Raw genomic sequence first — 20,582 nt, forward strand, 5'->3', positions numbered from 1 at the left:
TATAGATGGCGATATTATTAATTGTAGAAGTTAACGAGTAAATCAATAGGTCTTTTAGTTTCTATATTAATCATAGCGTCAATTAAAGTACCTTGAGTTAATTGAATATTAGGTCCTAAACGACTGGTCCATTGAAAACCGCTAGGCGTATGGGGGGTTTTATTCAGCAAAACTTTAACAGACATCAGAGGTTCTTGGCTTAAGAAAGATGAAACGAGCTGTTGATTTTTTAATACAGCCATCATACTTTCCTGCGTAACTGGCAAAAGTGAGATGCTTTGTACTTTCCCTTTAATAGTGCCGTATTCCATTTTATTAATAATAGTAGGCGTGATTTGAGCAGCCATACCAGGTTTTAGCAACTTACCTTTTCGAGCAGGTACGAAAACTAAAGCATATAAATCTTGTACCTTTGGGATTATACTTAACAAGGCTTCTCCTGCTTTAGTATAATCTCCTGGCCTCACCCTAACCTCAGCAACAATGCCATTGACAGGACTTGTAATAATCCGCGACTCTTGTAATTTTGTTCTTAAAAGTGCAACTTGTTCTTCAGCCTTAAGTACATCTAAAGCGAGTTCGCGCTCGCGTTCGAGCCATTTATCTTTTAGTTCAACTAAATTGGCTTTCATAGAAATTAAATCTGCCTCGTGTGAATTAATTTCCTGGAGCAGTCGATAATACTCTACTCGAGTTTCGGTCACATTAGGCAAATCAATAATGCCCTTTTTTAATGCTTTTTCTTTTAGAGCCAACATAATCTGCAACTGCTTAAGTTTTTGACGAGCTGCGTTTAAACTATCATTAATTTTAATAATTTGCTCATTTTGATTTTTCTCTAAAGTAGAAACAATTTGCTTTGAGCGTGCTTTTAATGTTTTTTCTTCCTCTTTTAATTTCATTAAATAATGTTGGCTTGTATTTAATTCCAGAGCAATTGTATTATTATAAGAAACAAGCACAGTCCCTTTGCTTATTTGATCCCCAGGCTTTATATAAACATCTGTTATTTTTCCTTCTATAGAGGGAGCCTGCACTGTCACTATATCTCTACTAGCAGCCATCAGCACACCTTTCCCTTCAACGCGAATGAATAAAGTTCCTTTAATCAACCAGATAGAAAATGCGCCGATAATGAGAAAAAAAATTAAAAACAATAACCAGTACTTGGGCGTAATAACTTGAATTACGTCCTCAGTGAGTGTAGGACGATTAACTTGCTCTAATGCCTTCTTACGAAAAACAATACCTTTTTTTTTATCCATTATTGTCTTTAATTAATTGATTTTGAACTTGCCTTAATCTTTGTGCGAGTAGAGGTAAAAGCTCTAGAGCAATTTCAGGATATGCTTGTAATTGAGCTTTAAAATCCCACTGCGTAATAACTAATGTTTCTGTTAATTCAATCGCTACGGCACTTGCTGAGCGTGGTAAGCTATCAATAATCGCTAGCTCACCTAATATTTCACCTGGGCCTGCTTCGCCAATAATAATTCGTTTATTAGACTCATAAAAAACTTCAACACGGCCTTTACTGATAATAAAACATCTATCACCTTGTTCATCTTGCTTTATTAAATAATCACCCACATCGAAGGTCTGCTTTTGTGCAAGACTTGCAATTCGCCATAAAATAGACTTTCTTAATTTAGAAAATAAGGGAGAAAATTGTAAGATTCTTAAAGCGTCTAGTTCCCTTTCTGATGTGTTCACCAACCGTTCCCAGCATTAAACTTAACTAAAGTATAGTTAAAAATAATAGGTTATCCTTAACCTATTAATATCATTCTAAATCATCATTTTCGATTATCACCCTCTTTCAGGACGTCTTCTAATCAAGCCTGGAGGAACATCAGGTGCCGGAGTATCAGGTCTTCTTCCAACTGGGGGACCTGGATCAATTGGCCTAACAGGTCTTGCCACTACGCCACCTGATATTTTCTCTAACTCAGTATCCTCTAATCTATCATTAGTCGGATCATCAAATGATTTTGAATTATTCATCACTAACCTCCTACAACTCAAAATAAAATTAATTACTCACTAGGAAATTTATCTTTTTATAGTAGTGATAATTAGTTGACAACTTCATTGATAGTAAACATGATTATTTCTAATATTACTTAATATACTACTATCTACGAGCTCTTACAGCAGCAGATCGGATTCCTCTACGATCTGATGTTGTTGCAACACCAGATGCTGAAGCTCCACCTGTTACCTGGCTACTACTTGATGTTGATGTACTAGCAGAACCTGAGGTATCACTTGTTGTTGCTGCTGTTCCTGTAGTTAAACTTCTTCTACCTCCGGATATATTTTCTAAATCAGCATCCGTTATCTTCCTACTTTCAACAGGTCTAGATCTTTTTCGAACGCCCATAACATACCTCACAACTTAAGTTATGCAATTAAATTATAGATCAGATTTTTAACTAACAGGCAGTAAATTTTACATGCTGTTGATGAAATATAGTAAAGGAGCTGTTTATTAAACTGATAATTTAAATAGGATTATTAATTTACCATTTAAAATTAAGATGTTAGTCCTACTAACTCGTTAATTTAATTTTTTATAAATTATTTATTTGTTTGTAACAATAAAATAAAATAATTTAAATTAACTACTACCTTGGCTGGTAGCATTGATGATAATCATTAAACTTTTAAAAGAGCAGCAAACAGCGATTCCAGCTCTGGCTCAACTTTGGTATGTCACACTCGGCAAACTTTGGATGCCTAACACGCCTATTGATGTTGTTAAACAGCGTTTTGAAGCTCACCTAAATGATAATACTCTTCCGCTTACACTTATAGCTTGGCATCATGATAAACCTGTTGGGATGTGTTCTCTTCGTATAAACGATGGCATTCGTCCTGATTTAATGCCCTGGTTAGGCTCTTTAGCTGTTCATCCAAATTATCAGAATCAAGGAATTGGTAAAAGTTTAATTGAATCTACTAAAGAAAAAGCGAAAAAATTAGGATTTAATGAACTTTACCTTTTTGCATTTGATAAAACTATTCCGAAATACTATGAGCGTTTAGGCTGGCACATCATTGATGCAGATGAATATAACCAACATCCTGTAACAGTTATGAAAATAAAATTACTCTAATAACTAAGATATTTGCCCTCTTATGATTAAAAAAACTCTATTTTTTTTGACTATCGTAGCACTAAAAGCACCTTTTGCAGCGCCACAATTTAAGCTATCAGAACCTATAGTGGACGATCGTTATGAATTTAATACGCAAGCATTATGCGCTACAGCAAAAGAGACACTTGCTTATCTTGATAAAGGGCCAGATTATGATCCTGAAGTCATTCATCCAGGCACAGTGATACAAATACCTCTTGATAGAATTAAGATGACATTAAAATTTGTTTGCGAACACCAAAATGAATTAAATAATCCTGAGTTTATACGTGAGCACTTCGAATTTATCCGCTGGTACCCTGATCAAAAACAAGCAAGACAATTATCAACAGCTAAACCGTTGCTTAAGAGTTTACCTCCTGATCAAATTTTAATGACAAAATATTATGTTCATCTTGCTAAAGCCGCTGAAAAACCTATGGAGAATAAATCTTTTGCTTTATATGCCTTGCCTCAGGATGAACAAAATTTAACTCTAGAAGAAGCGAACAGCAAACCTGAACTCACTCGCTTTCAGTTTGGCAAACAGGCAATATTAAAAGGCGCTCTGGCCAATAAAAATGTTCCTGCTTTAGCCTATGTAAGTCGCAAGGATTTAGAAGCAGCATTAATGCAAGGCACTATTGTTGCTGATTTTAGTCGCTATAAAAAGATTTTTAATGTACATCGTAATAATAATATTGCCTATGACTCTTTAAAAAAACCCACTCAACAAGAACGTTTCTGGTATTTTAAATCAGTACAGGGAGTCCAAGGTTATGGCAAAGATGCTAATTACAAAATTAGTATAAATCCAGAAGTAACCTTTGCAGCCGATCTAAAACAGTTGGGACTTGGTAAGTTACTGATGGTGCAGTATCAGAATAAGACTGGCCAAATCATTTCTCGAGCAGGGATTTTAGCTGATACAGGTGGTGCTTTTGCCAATAACTTATATCAAGTTGATTTTTTAGCAGGTACCTATTCAAGTAGAGAAGCCTACAATCAAGCTACCCGAAATATCCCTAACTATGTTGCTGCCTACTTTCTGGTTTTAAAGGATAATACTAAAAAAATTAAGGCATAAATTAAAATTTAAATAAAATAGATAAGCTTCTAATTTATACGGGGCTTTCAATTTCAATCCAGTGAAAAACGAAACTGTGCCTGATGTTGTTTAATCTCTTTTCTAGTTAGATGTTTTTTATTGGCAAAAAAGCTTACTCCACTATTAAATTCTGACTTTGCTGAAGTACCAAAAATGATTGCATCATCTGTACCGAACACAATAGGCTGGCTACTAACATCTTCATAAATCTTTTTTACAGGATGTTCTAAATTTTTATCGTGCCAATTTAACTTATTGTGGCAAGTTGGGCATACTTCAACAGGTATATTGAGTCTCTGAATACGTTTCTTTTGCTCTTCTGTTAGATAAATACAATGGCCTAATCTTATTCTTCCATAAAAAGAATTATGAGCTTGTATACTAAGCTTGTTTTTCCATATTTCTAAGGTATCTAAAATAGTATCTGTATCAGCTTTCTCAACTTCACTGTTTGATTCACCCATATGAATAGCAACATTTAAACCTGCTTCCAATACTAATTCAATCGTCTTTTTTAATTCTTCTCCAGTTAAAGTCCGAGCTGCTATGGGATTACCAGAGATATCTAAACCAACAAGTGTTTTTGTTGTGCTAGATTTTATATAATCTAAGAAATATCTTGCATCTTGCGCTGTATGTATTGTTCTATCTAAACTTAATAAACCTACTGCTCTTTTATGGTGATTAAATTGTTGATTGGCTTGACTAATCCCCTTCTCAAAAGCTTCGATGTAAGCAAGTAAAGATGAACCACCTATAGGCTTGGGGGTGGTTCTAATTTCTAAGTAATTTGCATCAGAGCTTGCAACCACATCAATAACGCCTGCGATAATATCATCAAGATCCTGGACAATACGATGTATTAAACCAAATTGCTTCCAGACTAAATTTATTAATTCAGTTGGATAGCCCTGCTCGGGTTGTTGATTTGTACTGGTTAGATAATGCTGATTTAACTGCTCTAACTCCTTATACAAATTTAAACAATTATTTTTTATAGCCGTTCTTCTTAAGAAAGAAAGGCTGAAGCTGCCATTAAGATGGCAATGTAAATCACTAGTATGCTGTTTAGTCATAAATTAAATCTTATTTAAAAAATTAGTAATCATTAAAACCTAAAATAACCAAAATACAGGGGCCACCAGCAATAATATTGATTCCTGCGTTTTCACAGCGTTCAATTGAATAGGCGCTTTCAGCACCAGGCTGCATCCAGATACTTTTAATACCTCTTTTTAAGGCCTGTTCAATCACTTTCTCCGTCACTATTGGTGGTGTAATAATTGAAATACTTTCTACCTCTGCTGGTAAATCTTCAACTGAGGGTACAGTAGTTAAGCCTTCAACCACACTTTCACGAGGGTTAACAGGATAAGCTGTCATATTATGCTGCATATAACAGCGCAATACTTTATTACCATATTTTGCTCGATTACTTGAAGCGCCTACAACCCCATAGGCTCTAGACTGCAAAAAAAGATCAATATTGTTATGCATAATTTTCCTATCCCTAGCTGATTTTAATTTTTTTATAATAATTTAAATTTTAACCTCATTAACACCTCAAGCAATTACTTATTTTAAATATGCTTTATATTAAAACTATATGTATTTTAGCAAAACATATATAATGGATTAAAAATTTTCTTTACGATTAAATGATGAATGATATACGAAATAAGCATTGGTCTAAAATAGAGTACTTACATAAAGTTGTCAAAAACCCAAATATACATATTAAAGGAACACACAGTTATTACAGTGATGCTTGGACAGGTAGCTTTGAAGAAACGGTAGTGAGATATCTGTATGGTGATGAATATAGTTTAAAAAGTTGGCAGCCACAATGGGCTATTGATCAACTTTATATCGGGGACTATGTCTGCATTGCTGCTGAGGTAATCATTATGCTAGGTGGAAATCATACTCACCGTGCAGATTGGTTTAGTCTTTACCCATTTCCTGAATACAGTGTAGAAGCTTATAAAGCTAAAGGTGATACCATTATTCATGATGGTGCTTGGCTCGGTATGCGCTCCATGATTATGCCCGGCGTTACAATTGGTGAAGGTGCCATTATTGGCGCTAATGCTATAGTTACCAAAGATATTGATCCTTATTGTATTGTTACAGGAAATCCAGCTAAAGTTATTCGCAAACGCTTTGACGATCAAACCATTGAGCGTTTACTTAATTTAGCTATTTATTCATGGAGTGGAGAGAAATTCAACTTACTTAAAAGACATCTTTGTGATAATAACTTAGACGCATTAGAAGAAGCGAGTTGGACTTACGATACAGAGCATGCAAATAAATAAAGAAAACAGGCCTATTTCTAGTTTAGTTATTCTGTATAAATATTTATACAGAATAACTTTTGTTTAGCGACAATATTTTTCAAGCCAGCATTCATCAACCACTTCATCGCAAACTTCAACTGTTTCACAAATAGGATAATATTCTCTTTGGACAGGAATATTAATTACGATATTCGGAAAAGGCAGCCAACCACCATAGTTAAAGCCAAATCCAGCATCATATTCATGATAATGTCTATTGCCAATACCAAAATACCAACCACCATACCAAGCATTTGCATCTGAATATATAGAGCAATTTAAGAGAAATAGACCGGCTATTATTTTAATTTTCTTGATCATTATTGCTTCTCCAACAAATTAGCAACTAAGTAACGCTCTATTTTTAATCACTTAGTGTTAAAAATTCTAATTGTCATGATTGCTAAGGAAAGAGTCAATATGTTTACGAAATTAAATATTAAAATAGGGCTGATTAAAGCAATTGCCCTAATAGGGCAATTAAGCTTTGCTATTTTACATAGACCGGCGGCGCAGGCTGATCAAAACTATATATTAAGCCAAAAGCAACTTGAGCCGTGTAGGGGGTAATTTTAGTATGTTTGGCAACAGAGCCAAAAGGATCAAAAGTATGACTTGTTACATGATCATAATGTGTTTGACTATAATCCATCATCCCAATCCACTGAGGCGAAAAGGCATGTCTTACGCCTAACCCAAAGCGAATGCCATCTAAATTATTAGTACTACTGTTTATACTTGGATCAGCACCTTCAAAAATTTTTACTCGCCCATTGGCATAGCCGACTCTTCCGTAAAATAAAGTCGTTTCTGATAGGAAATAACCTGGCAGTAAACTTACACCATAACTACGTTTAATAGTAAAGGTCGTCTTAGAAAAATTTGCATGTATATATTCATCATTAGTATGCTTATATTCAAGTGAGCTTATATTTGCATTAGCCTCTAGAGCTAAATAGAATCGATTAAAAGACCGACCATAACCGCCAAAAATTGAGCCAAATACACCTGTACCTGCAAAACGATTTTTATCAATAACATCAAACCTATCCGTAGGATGAATGCTAAAACGAGTAACATGTGATCGTTGATAAAAAAGTGCACCTTCTGGACCCGTACTGGCACCAATATAAAAACCGGCAAAACAAGGTGTAATACTTAATGAAAGAAGAAGGCTTGTGTTTATTTTCCTTAACATAGACGTCCTAAAAATAGATTAAATTAAAAAGAGATTCGATTCTAGTTAAGAATATAGAATAATTCAATGCTAACGCCTTGATGTGCAAAATTATTTTAAATAGAAGTCTAAAGTTTACTTTTTTAAAGACGATAATATATCTGTAAACAGTTATTGCTTAATTATTTATTGAAGGAATTGTTATGAAAACTATTCTTAAAAAATTCTTCTTAAGAAATAGCTCTCCAAAAGAAATATTAAAAGATAAAATGCTCTATGTAATTAATACAGATCGCAATAATACAGCGAAAAGATAGTTTCATTTGAATTTAGGTTGACTTCTTAGACATGCAAAACTAATTCTTCAAGATTGTGCTAACTTAACATAATTAACAAACTTAAGTAAAATACAATCAGTGAATATTTATATTTTTAAAACTCTTTTTGGCAAATTTTGCAAGTAATGTGTTCGCCGCTATTTGTGCTGTTTTCTCCTGTGGCGTAAATTCAACAGAAGCAGCAAAACCTAAATCATCACCTAGATTGGTTAATACATTATGCTTTATAACAGGTTTTACTCTTTCAATCATAGCTTCCATAGCAATATCATCAATAAAAATTAACTTCCTTTGCTCTTGCTTTATCATTTCTAGTAAGGTTGTATGTAAAGCATACTTAAGAGCATAGATAGCACCTTCACGAGCCTTATCCAAATGATCTAATTGAATCAGTTTAGTTTCATCATGTAGATAAGAAAAATGATAATCATAAGGTGAGAAATCATTGTTAATTTTATTAGTAAGGTTTGCATTATCATACTGACAACGAAAAAAATATAGAACCTTCTCTTTACCTGTTAACTCCGTAATTTGAAAACACCCTTGAAAGATGAAAGGTGGCTCCCAAACTGCAACTAAAACAAGTGTTTCTATACTAATTTTTGTAGACTGCAACATCATTATTACCACTAAATAGATTTTTATAGTATAGCTTAATTTTAATTATTAATGACTAAGCCTTAAATAAACTTTCTAAATGTCTAAAGTAAAATTCCTTATGGACGAATAAATCTAATACCCCCGGTTAATCTCTTTTAAAAACTTAACTCTCAAGGATCATTATGCAACCTTCTATTCAGTTCAAAAGTGCTCATTTTATGCTAATTAATAGCTTTATACATTATAATGTATTGCCTAATTGGATTTATACATCTAAACCATTCACCCGGGCTAAAGTTATCAATAAAGTTAACTTTAATAAATTGGCAGTAAATTGCTAAATAAAATACCAAAAAGATCCAGAAAAAACAGGTCTGTTTTCTTTGCTTCCTCAGCTTTGCTATTAAAATAGGTTGATTTTTTTACCTTTCGGAAATAATCTGGCAATCTACCCGGGTATTGAACAAATTGATAAGAGGTTCTTAATTGGAAGGGTAATCAAAAACAAGGAGTTCGTCCATATGAAGAAAAATGCCGCTATGGTTATTTTAACACTTGTATCTAGCTGTGTTTTTGCAGAACAAGTCGATAATCCTTTTGGACCTAATGTTTACATTTTCGACAGCAGCATGAAAGCCAGTGAAATTAATAATACGATAAGACAGATATACGAACAACAGCGCTATAATGAATTTGGTGAACAACGCTATGCATTTATGTTTATGCCAGGGCAATATGGGGCAGATGAAAATATTGATGTTAGAACAGGCTATTATACTCATGTCTTAGGCGTAGGAGAAAACCCTAACGACACTGTAATAACAGGCGCTGTTCGCACACAAGATATGCCGCCACATGATCCAAGCCATCCTGATCGTGGGCCAGGAGCGTTAATTAATTTTTGGCGTGGCGCAGAAAATCTTACCATTATTCCAACGTTAGGTTCGCTCGGCTATCCTAATGCCATTCCTAAAGATCAAAATGTTTGGGCTGTCTCTCAAGCAACCTTTATGCGTAGAGTTAATATTTTACAAGGCTCATTGCGATTATGGGAAATAGGTTATTCGAGTGGCGGCTTCCTTGCTAATTCTAACATCGAAAGAGGAATTTATTCTGGCTCACAACAGCAGTGGCTAACTCGAAATTCGACCTTTGGTCACTGGGAAGGCGCAAATTGGAGTATGGTATTTGTTGGCGATATTGGTTCAGTTCCTGGTGGTACCTGGCCTAATCCGTCGATTACTGTCGTGGAGAAGTCACCTGTAGTGCGCGAAAAACCTTATATTTACTTCAATAAAAACGTTAATCAATTTTATCTTAAACGCCCTAATTTAAGGACAGATGCAATAGGAACGGATTGGAATATTAGAGGGAAAGCGCTTCCTATAAGTAGTTGCTTTATTGCTAAACCAAGCAACTCGGTTGCGGAAATTAACTCTGCTTTACAAAGCAACCCATACCCATGTTTAATACTCACCCCAGGTGTTTATCATTTAAATGATTCAATTCGAATAACTAGAAGTAATACTCTTGTTTATGGACTAGGCCTTCCGACACTTGTGAATGATACAGGTAAACCGGCAATGATCGTTAGTGATCTTAGTGGTATTCAATTAGCAGGACTTCTATTTGATGCAGGTCCTGTCTACTCCTCTAAATTAGTACAGATAGGTAATGGTAAATGCAGCAATCGATCACACGCAAGTAATCCTATTTTCCTGTATGATCTTTTTTGCCGAGTTGGGGGTCCTGCACAGTTAGGTCAGACAGAAAGCTGTTTAGAAATAAATAGCAATGACGTTGTTGGTGATAATCTTTGGATGTGGCGTGCCGATCATGGTAGGAACATTGGATGGTATACCAATAAAGGCAATAATGGCATTACAGTTAATGGCAATAATGTAACCATATATAATTTGATGGTTGAGCATTTTCAAAAGTATCAAACAGTATGGAATGGAAATAACGGGAAAGTCTTTCAATACCAGTCAGAAATCCCCTATGATCCACCCAGTCAAGCTGAATGGCAAAATGGTTCTATTAATGGATATGCATCCTATAAAATTGGAAATTATGTAGATACGCATCAAGCATGGGGGTTTGGTATTTATAGTTATTTTCGAGATGCTACCAATGTTTATCTGGAAAGTGCAATTGAAGCCCCATTAAAATCAACAATTGATCTACAGCATATAGTCTTATTTTGGTTAGACGGCAGGGATAATACAGGAATCAGACATGTTGTAAACAATATAGGCGATGGAGTTTATCCTTGGAATCGCCGCAGTAATTTAAGGAAATGGCCATAAAACTAAAAAATTAAAAAGATTTTAAGAACTTAAGAAATTTAAGTTAATAATGAGCAGCCTTAGCTTTTTAAAACTTATTCATCTTAAGGCAGTTACTTAATGTGGTTTAGAATACATCGTATTAGTTATTCACCTCATACAGTAATTACACCTAAGATGAATAAGTTAGCTTTGTAACTTGCGTTAGGCTTGCCAGCATTATTTTAGTAGTATTATGTAAATTTATAAGTTTGAGGGTTGGATGCGAAAATTAATAATTAGTTTTTTTATTATTAACTGTTGTTACAGTTTTTCCTTAAATGCCGAGTCGGTTGTTACCAATCAAATACCAAAAGCCGATAATGAAATACATCACTATATTTCTCGCAGTTGGGATGTACTAACACGTGATAATAGAAATCTATTTAAATCTTGGTTTGATAGCAAATTGCCTGAAGAAAAGCTAATTATCTATGTGCCTAGAGGCGAAGATATTGAAGCGGTAAAAGCAAATGCAACCCAACATCTTCCAAGCGATACTGTAAAATGGATAGAATTTCGCTATTTACCCAAAAATACTAATTCAATTAAAGAACATGGCTTGCTCTATTTGCCTTTCCCGTATGTGGTTCCAGGCGGTAGGTTTAATGAAATGTACGGGTGGGACAGTTACTTTATCGAATTGGGGTTACTAGAACATAATCGTCTGCAGCTTGCCAGAAATATGGTAGACAATTTAATTTATGAAATTAAACATTATGGTACTATTTTAAATGCTAACAGAACTTATTATTTAGAGCGCTCACATCCTCCTCTCTTAACAGGGATGATTCTTGCCTATTATTATAAAACACAAGATAAAAAATGGTTAAAATCAACATTACCAGCAATTAACAAATTACACCGCTATTGGACCACACCGCCCCATTTAATACCAAAATTAGGACTTTCCCGCTATTATGCTGGTGGTTCAGGGCCTTGCCCTGAAGAATCGCCCACTTATTATTCTAAAGTAATAGATTACTTTCAAACGCATGATATTTCTGATTATGAAAAAAACCTTTACTATAATGAGCAAACTAAACAATTAACTCCCTTATTTTATCGTGCTGATCGTACCGTTAGAGAGTCAGGATTTGATATTACAGCAAAATTTGGCCCATTCAGTGCCGCTATAATGGATTATGCACCTGTTGATTTAAATGTCTTACTTTATAAATTAGAGCAAGAAAGCCAGGAAATTTATACGATCTTAAATCAGGAAAAAATGGCTAAAGTGTGGGAAAAAAGAGCTCAAAAAAGAGCGAAATTAATTAATCATTATCTTTGGGATTCCCGTACAGGCTACTATTTTGATTATAATTTTAAAACTAAACGGTTACGAGATTATTCTTACGCCACCACGTTTTATCCTCTTTGGGCAGGTATTGCTTCAAAAAAACAAGCCCAAGCACTGATTAATAATCTACCCAATTTTCTTGAGAAAGGCGGTCTTTTGACCAGTAAGCATTATCCGGGCCTTCAATGGGATGCGCCATTTGGCTGGGCACCTCTTCATTATTTTACAGTATTTGGTCTAGAGAATTATGGCTATAGACAACTTGCTCACGAGGTGGCTAATCGCTTTATTAAAACGGTAGAAAAGGGTTATGAACAAGCCCACACAATTTTTGAAAAATATGATGTTGAAGAACGCAGTATCCACACAGTGGACAAAATTAAGTTTAGTTATAAAACCAATGAAACAGGGTTTGGTTGGACTAATGGTGTCTACTTGGTTTTTATTAATTTTATTAAAAATACTCAAATGAAAACTAATCTATTACCTGCGGCAACATCTCACCCATGAAATGGTATTATTAAAATGAATATATCTAAGTAAGCCCTAAAAGCTTACTTTTTTGTATAGCTAACTCGATAAATAACATTGGCATAATCATCTGAAATAAGTAAAGAACCATCCGGTAAAGTCAAGCTATCTACCGGCCTTCCCCAAACTTTCTCTCCTTGTAACCACCCTGTAATAAATGGCTGTACTTGACTAACTTGCCTATTATTTAATTTAGCAGCAACAACCTGATAGCCTATTTTTTGCTTACGATTCCAGGAGCCATGTTCACTAATAAAGAGTTGGCCATAATATTCAGCTGGAAATAAATTACCTGTATAGAAGGTTACACCAAGTGCGGCTACATGAGCAGGAAGCTCAAATACGGGTGGTGTAAATTCATTGCACTTTCGTAAATGTCCATATTGCGGATCAGCTATATTTTTTCCATGACAGTAGGGAAAGCCAAAATTCATTCCTTTTTTGGGAGCATAATTTATTTCATCAGGTGGGCTATCATCTCCTAACCAATCACGGCCATTATCTGTAAACCACAACTCATGGTGGATCGGATCCCAATCAAAGCCAACCGTATTGCGTACCCCTTGAGCGTAAACTTCGAAGTGACTACCATCCGGATCCATTCTCATAATAGTAGCAAATCGTACGTCCTTCTTTAAACATACATTACAAGGAGCGCCTATACCTATATAGAGTTTGTTATCTGGCCCAAAACGTATAAAGCGCCAACCATGTGCATCTTCATTTGGCAAATTATTGTTAATCACAATAGGTTTAGGTGGATTTAATAAATGGTTTTCAATATTATCAAAACGTAAAATACGATTAGTCTCTGCGACATATAAATTACCTTTATAAAAAGCAACACCATTAGGACTATTTAAGCCCTCTACAAGCGTTATAACGCGAGTACCATAGTTACGGTTTTTATCTGGAACCACAGCATACACTTTTCCCTCCCTTATTGAGCCAACAAAAACAACATTGTTACTTCCTAAAGCCATTTGCCGGGCGCCTGGCACTGGATTGGCATAAATACTAATTTTAAATCCAGCTGGATGTTTTAATAAATGTAATGGTAGAGCTTGTGCAAAATTAGGAAGTAACAGGAGTAAAATTACGAGTAGCCGATAGAAATTCATTTTTATTATCCTTAAATATGCTTAAGAAGCAGAATTAATTGTTTGGTTTGATGGCTAATTAAAGCTAACTAAACCTTAAATATAGAATCTTCTAATTATTAGCTTATTAAGTTTATAATTGCTAATTAAAGTCAAGATCGATCTTTTTCTAAACTCAATGTGTTAAAGTAAGTATAAAAAAAATAAAGGAGTAAAAATCAATAGATAAGATCTTCCCTAAACGCTATAGCGTCGCCCACTAAGTTTTAGACAAGGCGAAGGAGTTTACCAATAAGTACATGACTGAGCCGAGCAAGCTTGCAACGAAGTATAAAGCCTAGTGGGTGGTGCTATATAAAGGCTTCTTGTAGTTTAGCTCTTCAATTACTGAATGCCTAATTACTTGAGCTGCTCAAAAATTAAGTTGTTTTTATCATAACTAAAATAAAGGAAAGCAAGGAATGAAAACCCAAGATATTAAAAACAACCCAGAAGAAATAATAGTAAATCTAGCCAATAATTCTTTTCCAGAGCCAGAGCTTGATAATCTTCAAAAAGAAGATGCTCAAAATGAGGAGCAAGATAAACTTAATCAAATTGCCTCAACTAAAGAACAACTAGCAAGTATTAAAGAAGAACTGGACAAGATGATTGACGCATTTGCTCAAAACAGAAGCATCTTATCAAGAGCGGCGAAATTTTGGGGTGAATTACCTTGGTGGCAAAAAGTTATAGCAGGCTCAATTATCATTGTGCCCCTTTTAGTCGTCAGTATTATCACGCATCTCTTAATACTTACTGTTATAAGTTTATTTACATTATTCACTTATGTAGGAAGCAGCCTTTTACTAGATAATCACTATCAACAAAGCCAGAATGATAAAAATGATCTTAAAAGAGGTATTTTAAGCTTGGCTGATACCTTAGGTACTGTGATTGAATCGCTAGACCAGTTACGCCAAGAGCTAGCGAGTGAAATAACTAAATTTCAAACTGAAAATGAGCACCTAACAGCGCTTGTAGCAGCACTAAGCCAGCAGGTTGAGCAATTAAAATCACAAGTGAGTCATTTAGTTGATGTTGAGCAACAATTAGATATAACAAAAGAAGCACTTAAACAAACTTCTGCAAATTTTTCCAGTGCTGTTGAAGAACATACAAAATTATTAGAACAAAATAAATTACAACTAGAAAGAACTATTAAAGATTATGAGGAAAGCCAGGCACAATTATTAGCTAAGATTTTAGAACTCGACGATGTTAAAACTAAAATGGGTCTTGAGTTGGATCAAGCTAATACAGTATCGCAAACATTACGAGCAACTGTAGATGAATTATTTAAGACTTTAAATTCTGATGAATCACAGCAAGCTGAATTTCAGGAACGGTTACAAGAATTTCTTACTGATAGATCGAAAGGTTTTGACCAAATTGTTGATAGCACTAAGGAAATAAAAAATAAACTTCATGCTGTTGAAGAAGAATTAAAATTGTCTAATGAACGTTATGCTGATCTTTTAAAGCGCGCTGAAGGACATATCGATCGATTAGAGAAAGCCTATAACCCACCGTCTGCAAGCTTAAGTCCCATAGCTACACTAAAAAAGATAGGATTTTATGCCATCGATAACGAAAAAAACCCTAGTGATTTACCAGAAACAGTAGCCTCTAGCTCATATGAAATGCACTAAACTAATGAGGTAATCAAAATATAGTCACTATATAAATAGGGCTTTCTGCAATACTTAGACGATTGGACATTAACTAACATTTTGATTGGATTGTAAGTAAGGCTCTATTACCCAATAACTCACATTTTTAACCTTTCTCGCCTTAAGATGATTTATATAAATATTGATTAATACAATATTTCCTATGTTATTTTAATAAGGTACTAAATTTTACCAACTGCCATTAATCTATACTTGAATAGTAAGCGCGTTTTTAATTTTATTTTTGGTTAGTAATAATAAAGAGCTATTAAGGCACTTAAGCTCATTACCTTGCTTACTGTAAATAAATTAGGGAGAAAATGTATGCAAAAAGTAATTAGCGGTTGCTTTTGGGGATTAATCTGCCTTTCAATAACCTACGCTGATTCTAGTTCTGAATTTAATTTGCAAGAAGATAAAAATGCGGAGAATTCCTGTATACAGAAAATTTTAATTGCCTGTATTAATAAATGCCAACAGGCTGGCGGCGAGAACTGTGTAGAACTATGTAGAGAAAACGCTAAAAATGAATGCCGGCAAGCTGGACAATAAGGAAGTGTTAGTAAATTACTATTTTAGATTTTAAATAATCACTTCTTAAGAAATTTATTTTAAAGATTTTTTAGTGGTTTCTCATGTACAATTAGCTCTAGTTATTATCTAGGACAACTTGCAATGCCTGGTAATTTTTTTCAAGTACAGTCTAAAAAAATACAAACACTAACAGAATTTTTAGAAAGTGACCCTCTAAAGGTTGCAGAAAATTTCCTAAAAAAATTTGAAGCAATGGAACGTATTCAGAAAATTCAACATGTGCAAAAATTAATAGCTGAGGGCAATCATTTTGATTTAATTGCTAGATTAGCTACTTTAAGCGACCAATTCAAAGAAATATGCAACTTAGCTCAATTTAAAAACATATGGCTTTCCTGCTGGAGTACCTACGGTTTCTTAATAACTCAAGATTATAATAAAACCTTATATAAGCAGCCTTGTAAAAATGAATTGGAACTATTTTTAGGTATTTTCTTTTATTATAAAGCAATTAAGGTAGCTGAACTGCTAGAAGTAAATTTCTCGCAAATAGAAATAAATTATCTTAAACAAGCAGTAACTTTTAATTCTATTCATGCCTGCCAGCGCTATTACGCCTATCTATACGAAGATATAAAGGTTAATTTTGATAATCTCTCATTTGAAAATGTTAAATACCAATTTCGCAATATTATTAAAAATATTAAACAGAATATTTTGCCCTATTATGGCTCTTATGCATACCGTATGCTAACTGAAACCTATTTTTACTATGGAATATATCTCAAAGAAAAAGGCGAATTAGAACTGTCTTATAAAGCCAATAACGCAGCATTAAAATGTCTTGATTTTGAACAATCAGAACGTTTAAAAGTTCAAGATAAGAAGTTATATCATAATGCAAGCCTAGGAAGTATGAATTTTATAAGTCCACTACTTAATCTAACTAATTTAAATGAAGTCCAAACTTTGATTCTAAAGCAGCGAAATTTAATTTCTGATCAATTGATAAGCACTAATCTTCGAATCAGCAGTTTATTTGCAAAGCAAGAGAGTCAAAAACCAGATTTAAAGATAGAGAAAAATGAGTTTAATTCAGAGTCAGAAAGGTTAGCATTAAAATGCCAATCTCTCCGGAGCTAAACTAATTTACAATAATTTCATCTTTACTGATGAACTCTTGAAAGTTTTATTGTAAGCCACCACCTTTTTGCAGCAAAACCATACCTTTTGATTTGAATCCTCACTTAGTATTGCTACGCTTGTTCTGATCATAGGTTGCATCGTCTAATTCTGAATGAAGCCTCTTATTTCTTTTCCAAAACGTTGCTGGATTATTTAGTAAAGTCTTAGATGGTATATCATTTTGTTGTATAGATTCAGCATTAGCAAAAATTAAGGTATCTCCATTTTGATTTGGTTTATTTTCCCTAATTAAAGTTGAAGTCTTTACTCTTATACGCTCCTTAAGTAATAAATCCGTATCTTTTGCTACCTTTGGAGCTACTTCTTGTCGTTTTGGAATTTCTTTTTTTATCTCAACTTCTAATCTTTTCTTATTGTTATAAGTTCGTGCTGCCTTAAAGAAAAAATGAAATAACTCTAAGCTAACTTTTTTTTCTTCTTCAGTTCCCATATAACTGGAATCAGGCAATATGCCATATATAGTAATTTCGGGATGAGATTGTGTCCCGATTACAGGCGCTCCATACTTTCCTTCAACTGCTTCAATTAGCTTATTATCACTAGCTCTAGCTGTTACATTTAAATACGACGTGCCTAGCCTATCAACTACTTGCTTATGCGCTCCAAAAAAATTTCTTTCTAAAGTGGGTGAATTAGAAGATAAACTCTCTTCATGAGAGTTAAAAAGTTGACCTAAAATTGATTGAGTATTGAAAATAATTTTATCATAGGACATGTAGCCCTGTTTATTTAACTCTGCCGGACTTAGTGCTCTTAGTATACTACCATAGTACACAGCAATGGCCTCATGTCCCCCACAAATTCCTAGTATTGGCATGCCCTTTTGTGTTGCAACATGTATTAAAGCTAGCTCAGCGATAGTTCGAGAAAAGTCATAATTGCAATTTTTATCCCGTGGCTCGTTGAATAACAACGGATCAATCATTGCAATATTTCCTGATAAGGCTAAACAGTCTACCTTATCAAGAATTCTAGTAGCCATGTATTTAGCATGGGCGAAAAGTTTAGTACGTCCTTGGACAGTGGTATATAGCTTCTCAAATTCCTCTTTAGGTATATCTTTCATCATTGCCCGAAAATCAGCATCTATGACATCGAAATTTACAGAAGAAAATGCCTTTTTAAGTGAAGGTGCGCTTAGACTTCCTACTTCAGGACTATCGGTAACAGCAACTTTAATATCTACCATACACTAACCACAATCAAGTTGAACATAAAAATGATTTTATAGCATAACTATGGCCAATTTGAACAGAGAAATGATTGCAAGGATAAATATTAACTTGCGGCTAAAGAAGATAGCACCTAAATTTGAACTTACTATTATACTTATAATTCTGAAATTAATATTTAATTATTAAGTCAGAGCCAGGGTTCGTTTTCCTTTTTTTCTCAGCAGATGTCTTTAATTCATTAATTCCATTGAAAAATAGCAAATTTTCTTTTTTTTCGTCAACATAGAGCCGTTTTTTCTTTGAGACAAAGTTATCTTCTTGTTCTAGATTCGAGGTACTACCTTTCTGCTGTTCAATAAGTGAGTTATCTTCAAGGTTTAGATGATTATCAAGAAGCTTTAAAATATCATCATACCCCATAATATAAGCTATTTCATAGGGTATAATTTCAATTTCCTCTGTTGTATGGTCTAATAAAAAATCAGCCATTCGTTGTTCTACATGTACACCATGCAGTTTAGCAAACTTTATTAAGTCACCTTTCGTTGTCATAAAAGGAATGCTAAAGTCAGCTTCCCACTTTAGTAATTTTTTAACTAACTCTACATTACCATAACAGGCAGCAACATAAGCAACAGTTGGTATATTGTCAGCAACTATATCTAAATCTGCACCAGCTAAATATAACTGCTTAATAACTTTATCATGTTTATTTTGGGTGGCGATGAAAATGGGGCTCGTACCTTCCTCATCAACTATATTAAAATCGGCGCCCCATATTTCTAATTGAGTAATCACTCTTTCATGCCCATTTTGGGCAGCCATATAAGCTGCAGTAGTACCATTATTATCTGTAATATCTAAATCTGCTCCCCATAAACCAAGTTGAGTAATCACTTGATCATGGCCGTTTTGGGCACTAATTATAGCGGGAGTAACACCTTTCTCATCTGCAATATTAAAATCTGCTCCGCATAAGCCCAACAGACTAATCACTTTATAATGACCCTCTTGCGCACCCATGAAAGCAGGAGTTCGACCATTCTTGTCACGTTTATTTAAATCTGCGCCTAAAATTTTTAAGGGATAAATTAGTTCATGATGGCCATGATGAGCTGCAATATGCACTAAGTTGACACTATTGGCTTCTCGTTGAGCGATCTCTTTGTTAATAGGATGTAATTTCTTAAAGGAAGCTAACTCTGTTTTTAAATGATCATAGCGCTTATCTTCTGCAGGTATAATGACCTTAACATTAAAGGCACTGTAAGGACTATCATTTTGAAAGCCCTGCCCCTGCATAATAGCATCTACAAGAAGAGTATTATCACTAATTAATCCCAAAGGATCTTGATTACTATCTCGATAAATAAATCCTTGGCCTGGTTTGTAAACCATAGCAACAGTGTGCTCTAGAGTCCCTAATAAAATGCCTATAGGCTCGCTAGAAATATTCGCCGCTTGTTTTTCAAATAATTCACCTAAGTAATCTAAATAGTTTTTCATTTCTTCCTTAGTAGAAATAAAAGGTGCAGAATAAATTTCTTTTAAACCACCAAGTTCTTTAATAGCATCTGATGAGGCAAATCTTGAAACAAGTTCAATTTGCTGCTGGCTGACATAAGTCTTATTAAATAAATCAGAATACTTATTGGGAGCATGAAATAACTTTAAACTATCAATAAAGACCTGAATATCTAATAGTTTCTGCTCTTCTAAGGATAAACCTCCTTTCTGAGCCTTGGCTTGTTTAATTGCTTGCGCTAATGCATTTACAGGAATTGAGACAATTTTGTTTATTCGATTTTCAAAGCGTTGTAGTTCTTTATTGCCTAAAAGTGCTGCCTCTAACCAGCGCAATGAAAAGCCATGACATAACCCCTGATACTCCGGGCTATAGCCCAAAGCTTCCTGTAATTCAATGAGAATTCGATGTATAGAAGGCATGATTGTAATAAATTAAACCATATATTTTAATTTTAATACATTATAATT

At 34.2% G+C, this 20,582-nt stretch carries 20 protein-coding genes; 8 read left to right on the forward strand and 12 right to left on the reverse strand.

Going from position 1 to position 20,582, the window contains the following annotated elements; all coding sequences use genetic code 11:
* Positions 1 to 17: 17 nt before the first annotated feature.
* From ACQUW5_RS10460 to ACQUW5_RS10475, 4 genes are all read right to left on the reverse strand, one after another.
* Positions 18 to 1,265, reverse strand: coding sequence for an NHLP bacteriocin system secretion protein (locus tag ACQUW5_RS10460; protein ID WP_444991192.1), 1,248 nt, complete (start codon positions 1,263 to 1,265; stop codon positions 18 to 20).
* Entirely contained in the window at positions 1,258 to 1,713 is a 456-nt protein-coding gene (locus ACQUW5_RS10465) for a cyclic nucleotide-binding domain-containing protein (RefSeq protein WP_444991193.1), read from the reverse strand. Before ACQUW5_RS10465 ends, ACQUW5_RS10460 begins: the two co-directional genes overlap by 8 nt.
* 96 nt (positions 1,714 to 1,809) lie before the next feature.
* Positions 1,810 to 2,004 (reverse strand): hypothetical protein, encoded by a 195-nt coding sequence (locus ACQUW5_RS10470; RefSeq protein ID WP_444991194.1) that lies wholly within the window; start codon positions 2,002 to 2,004, stop codon positions 1,810 to 1,812.
* Between the two features lie 130 nt (positions 2,005 to 2,134).
* Positions 2,135 to 2,383 carry a hypothetical protein gene (locus ACQUW5_RS10475; RefSeq protein WP_444991195.1) on the reverse strand — a complete coding sequence of 83 codons (249 nt, stop codon included), beginning with the start codon at positions 2,381 to 2,383 and terminating at the stop codon, positions 2,135 to 2,137.
* A 265-nt stretch (positions 2,384 to 2,648) separates the two neighbouring features.
* Between ACQUW5_RS10475 and ACQUW5_RS10480 the strand changes: the two genes are divergently transcribed.
* Both ACQUW5_RS10480 and ACQUW5_RS10485 read left to right on the forward strand, forming a co-directional pair.
* Entirely contained in the window at positions 2,649 to 3,119 is a 471-nt protein-coding gene (locus ACQUW5_RS10480) for a GNAT family N-acetyltransferase (protein WP_444991196.1), read from the forward strand.
* A gap of 25 nt (positions 3,120 to 3,144) precedes the next feature.
* On the forward strand, positions 3,145 to 4,227 hold the full coding sequence (locus ACQUW5_RS10485) for a hypothetical protein (RefSeq protein ID WP_444991212.1): 1,083 nt from the start codon (positions 3,145 to 3,147) through the stop codon (positions 4,225 to 4,227).
* Positions 4,228 to 4,280: 53 nt separating this feature from the next.
* On the opposite strand, the gene ACQUW5_RS10490 is transcribed toward ACQUW5_RS10485, so the two are convergent.
* Positions 4,281 to 5,324 (reverse strand): amidohydrolase family protein, encoded by a 1,044-nt coding sequence (locus ACQUW5_RS10490; RefSeq protein ID WP_444991197.1) that lies wholly within the window; start codon positions 5,322 to 5,324, stop codon positions 4,281 to 4,283.
* A 22-nt stretch (positions 5,325 to 5,346) separates the two neighbouring features.
* Entirely contained in the window at positions 5,347 to 5,748 is a 402-nt protein-coding gene (locus ACQUW5_RS10495; RefSeq protein ID WP_444991213.1) for a CoA-binding protein, read from the reverse strand.
* Between the two features lie 158 nt (positions 5,749 to 5,906).
* Here ACQUW5_RS10495 and ACQUW5_RS10500 point away from each other — a divergent pair, with 158 nt between their 5' ends.
* Complete coding sequence (locus ACQUW5_RS10500; protein WP_444991198.1) at positions 5,907 to 6,566, forward strand: CatB-related O-acetyltransferase; 660 nt, start codon at positions 5,907 to 5,909, stop codon at positions 6,564 to 6,566.
* Between the two features lie 63 nt (positions 6,567 to 6,629).
* Here ACQUW5_RS10500 and ACQUW5_RS10505 read toward each other — a convergent pair whose 3' ends face one another.
* The 3 genes from ACQUW5_RS10505 to ACQUW5_RS10515 all read right to left on the reverse strand — a co-directional run bounded on the left by ACQUW5_RS10505 (position 6,630) and on the right by ACQUW5_RS10515 (position 8,723).
* The gene (locus ACQUW5_RS10505; RefSeq protein WP_444991199.1) at positions 6,630 to 6,908 is read right to left on the reverse strand and encodes a hypothetical protein; all 279 of its coding nucleotides are present in this window, start codon (positions 6,906 to 6,908) and stop codon (positions 6,630 to 6,632) included.
* 169 nt (positions 6,909 to 7,077) lie between these two features.
* Positions 7,078 to 7,785, reverse strand: a complete 708-nt coding sequence (locus ACQUW5_RS10510; RefSeq protein WP_444991200.1) for an outer membrane protein — start codon at positions 7,783 to 7,785, stop codon at positions 7,078 to 7,080.
* Between the two features lie 392 nt (positions 7,786 to 8,177).
* Complete coding sequence (locus ACQUW5_RS10515) at positions 8,178 to 8,723, reverse strand: hypothetical protein (protein ID WP_444991201.1); 546 nt, start codon at positions 8,721 to 8,723, stop codon at positions 8,178 to 8,180.
* Between the two features lie 500 nt (positions 8,724 to 9,223).
* Here ACQUW5_RS10515 and ACQUW5_RS10520 point away from each other — a divergent pair, with 500 nt between their 5' ends.
* Positions 9,224 to 11,011: a pectate lyase-like domain-containing protein gene (locus ACQUW5_RS10520; protein ID WP_444991202.1), complete on the forward strand. Its 1,788-nt coding sequence runs from the start codon at positions 9,224 to 9,226 to the stop codon at positions 11,009 to 11,011.
* Positions 11,012 to 11,252: 241 nt separating this feature from the next.
* Positions 11,253 to 12,839, forward strand: coding sequence for a trehalase family glycosidase (locus tag ACQUW5_RS10525; protein WP_444991203.1), 1,587 nt, complete (start codon positions 11,253 to 11,255; stop codon positions 12,837 to 12,839).
* A gap of 44 nt (positions 12,840 to 12,883) precedes the next feature.
* Here ACQUW5_RS10525 and ACQUW5_RS10530 read toward each other — a convergent pair whose 3' ends face one another.
* Positions 12,884 to 13,981 (reverse strand): PQQ-dependent sugar dehydrogenase, encoded by a 1,098-nt coding sequence (locus ACQUW5_RS10530; RefSeq protein WP_444991204.1) that lies wholly within the window; start codon positions 13,979 to 13,981, stop codon positions 12,884 to 12,886.
* Between the two features lie 440 nt (positions 13,982 to 14,421).
* On the opposite strand from ACQUW5_RS10530, the gene ACQUW5_RS10535 reads away from it, so the two are divergent.
* The 3 genes from ACQUW5_RS10535 to ACQUW5_RS10545 all read left to right on the forward strand — a co-directional run bounded on the left by ACQUW5_RS10535 (position 14,422) and on the right by ACQUW5_RS10545 (position 17,349).
* Positions 14,422 to 15,651, forward strand: coding sequence for a LegC2/C7 family Dot/Icm T4SS effector (locus ACQUW5_RS10535; RefSeq protein ID WP_444991205.1), 1,230 nt, complete (start codon positions 14,422 to 14,424; stop codon positions 15,649 to 15,651).
* Positions 15,652 to 15,996: 345 nt separating this feature from the next.
* Positions 15,997 to 16,224: a hypothetical protein gene (locus ACQUW5_RS10540; RefSeq protein WP_444991206.1), complete on the forward strand. Its 228-nt coding sequence runs from the start codon at positions 15,997 to 15,999 to the stop codon at positions 16,222 to 16,224.
* Between the two features lie 123 nt (positions 16,225 to 16,347).
* Positions 16,348 to 17,349, forward strand: a complete 1,002-nt coding sequence (locus ACQUW5_RS10545) for a DUF5630 domain-containing protein (RefSeq protein ID WP_444991207.1) — start codon at positions 16,348 to 16,350, stop codon at positions 17,347 to 17,349.
* A gap of 100 nt (positions 17,350 to 17,449) precedes the next feature.
* Here the strand turns inward: ACQUW5_RS10545 and ACQUW5_RS10550 are convergent, their stop codons facing one another.
* Positions 17,450 to 18,601 carry a gamma-glutamyl-gamma-aminobutyrate hydrolase family protein gene (locus ACQUW5_RS10550; protein ID WP_444991208.1) on the reverse strand — a complete coding sequence of 384 codons (1,152 nt, stop codon included), beginning with the start codon at positions 18,599 to 18,601 and terminating at the stop codon, positions 17,450 to 17,452.
* 154 nt (positions 18,602 to 18,755) lie between these two features.
* Positions 18,756 to 20,534, reverse strand: a complete 1,779-nt coding sequence (locus ACQUW5_RS10555; protein WP_444991209.1) for an ankyrin repeat domain-containing protein — start codon at positions 20,532 to 20,534, stop codon at positions 18,756 to 18,758.
* Positions 20,535 to 20,582: the final 48 nt, after the last annotated feature.

It is taken from the genome of Legionella pelazae (assembly GCF_052527395.1).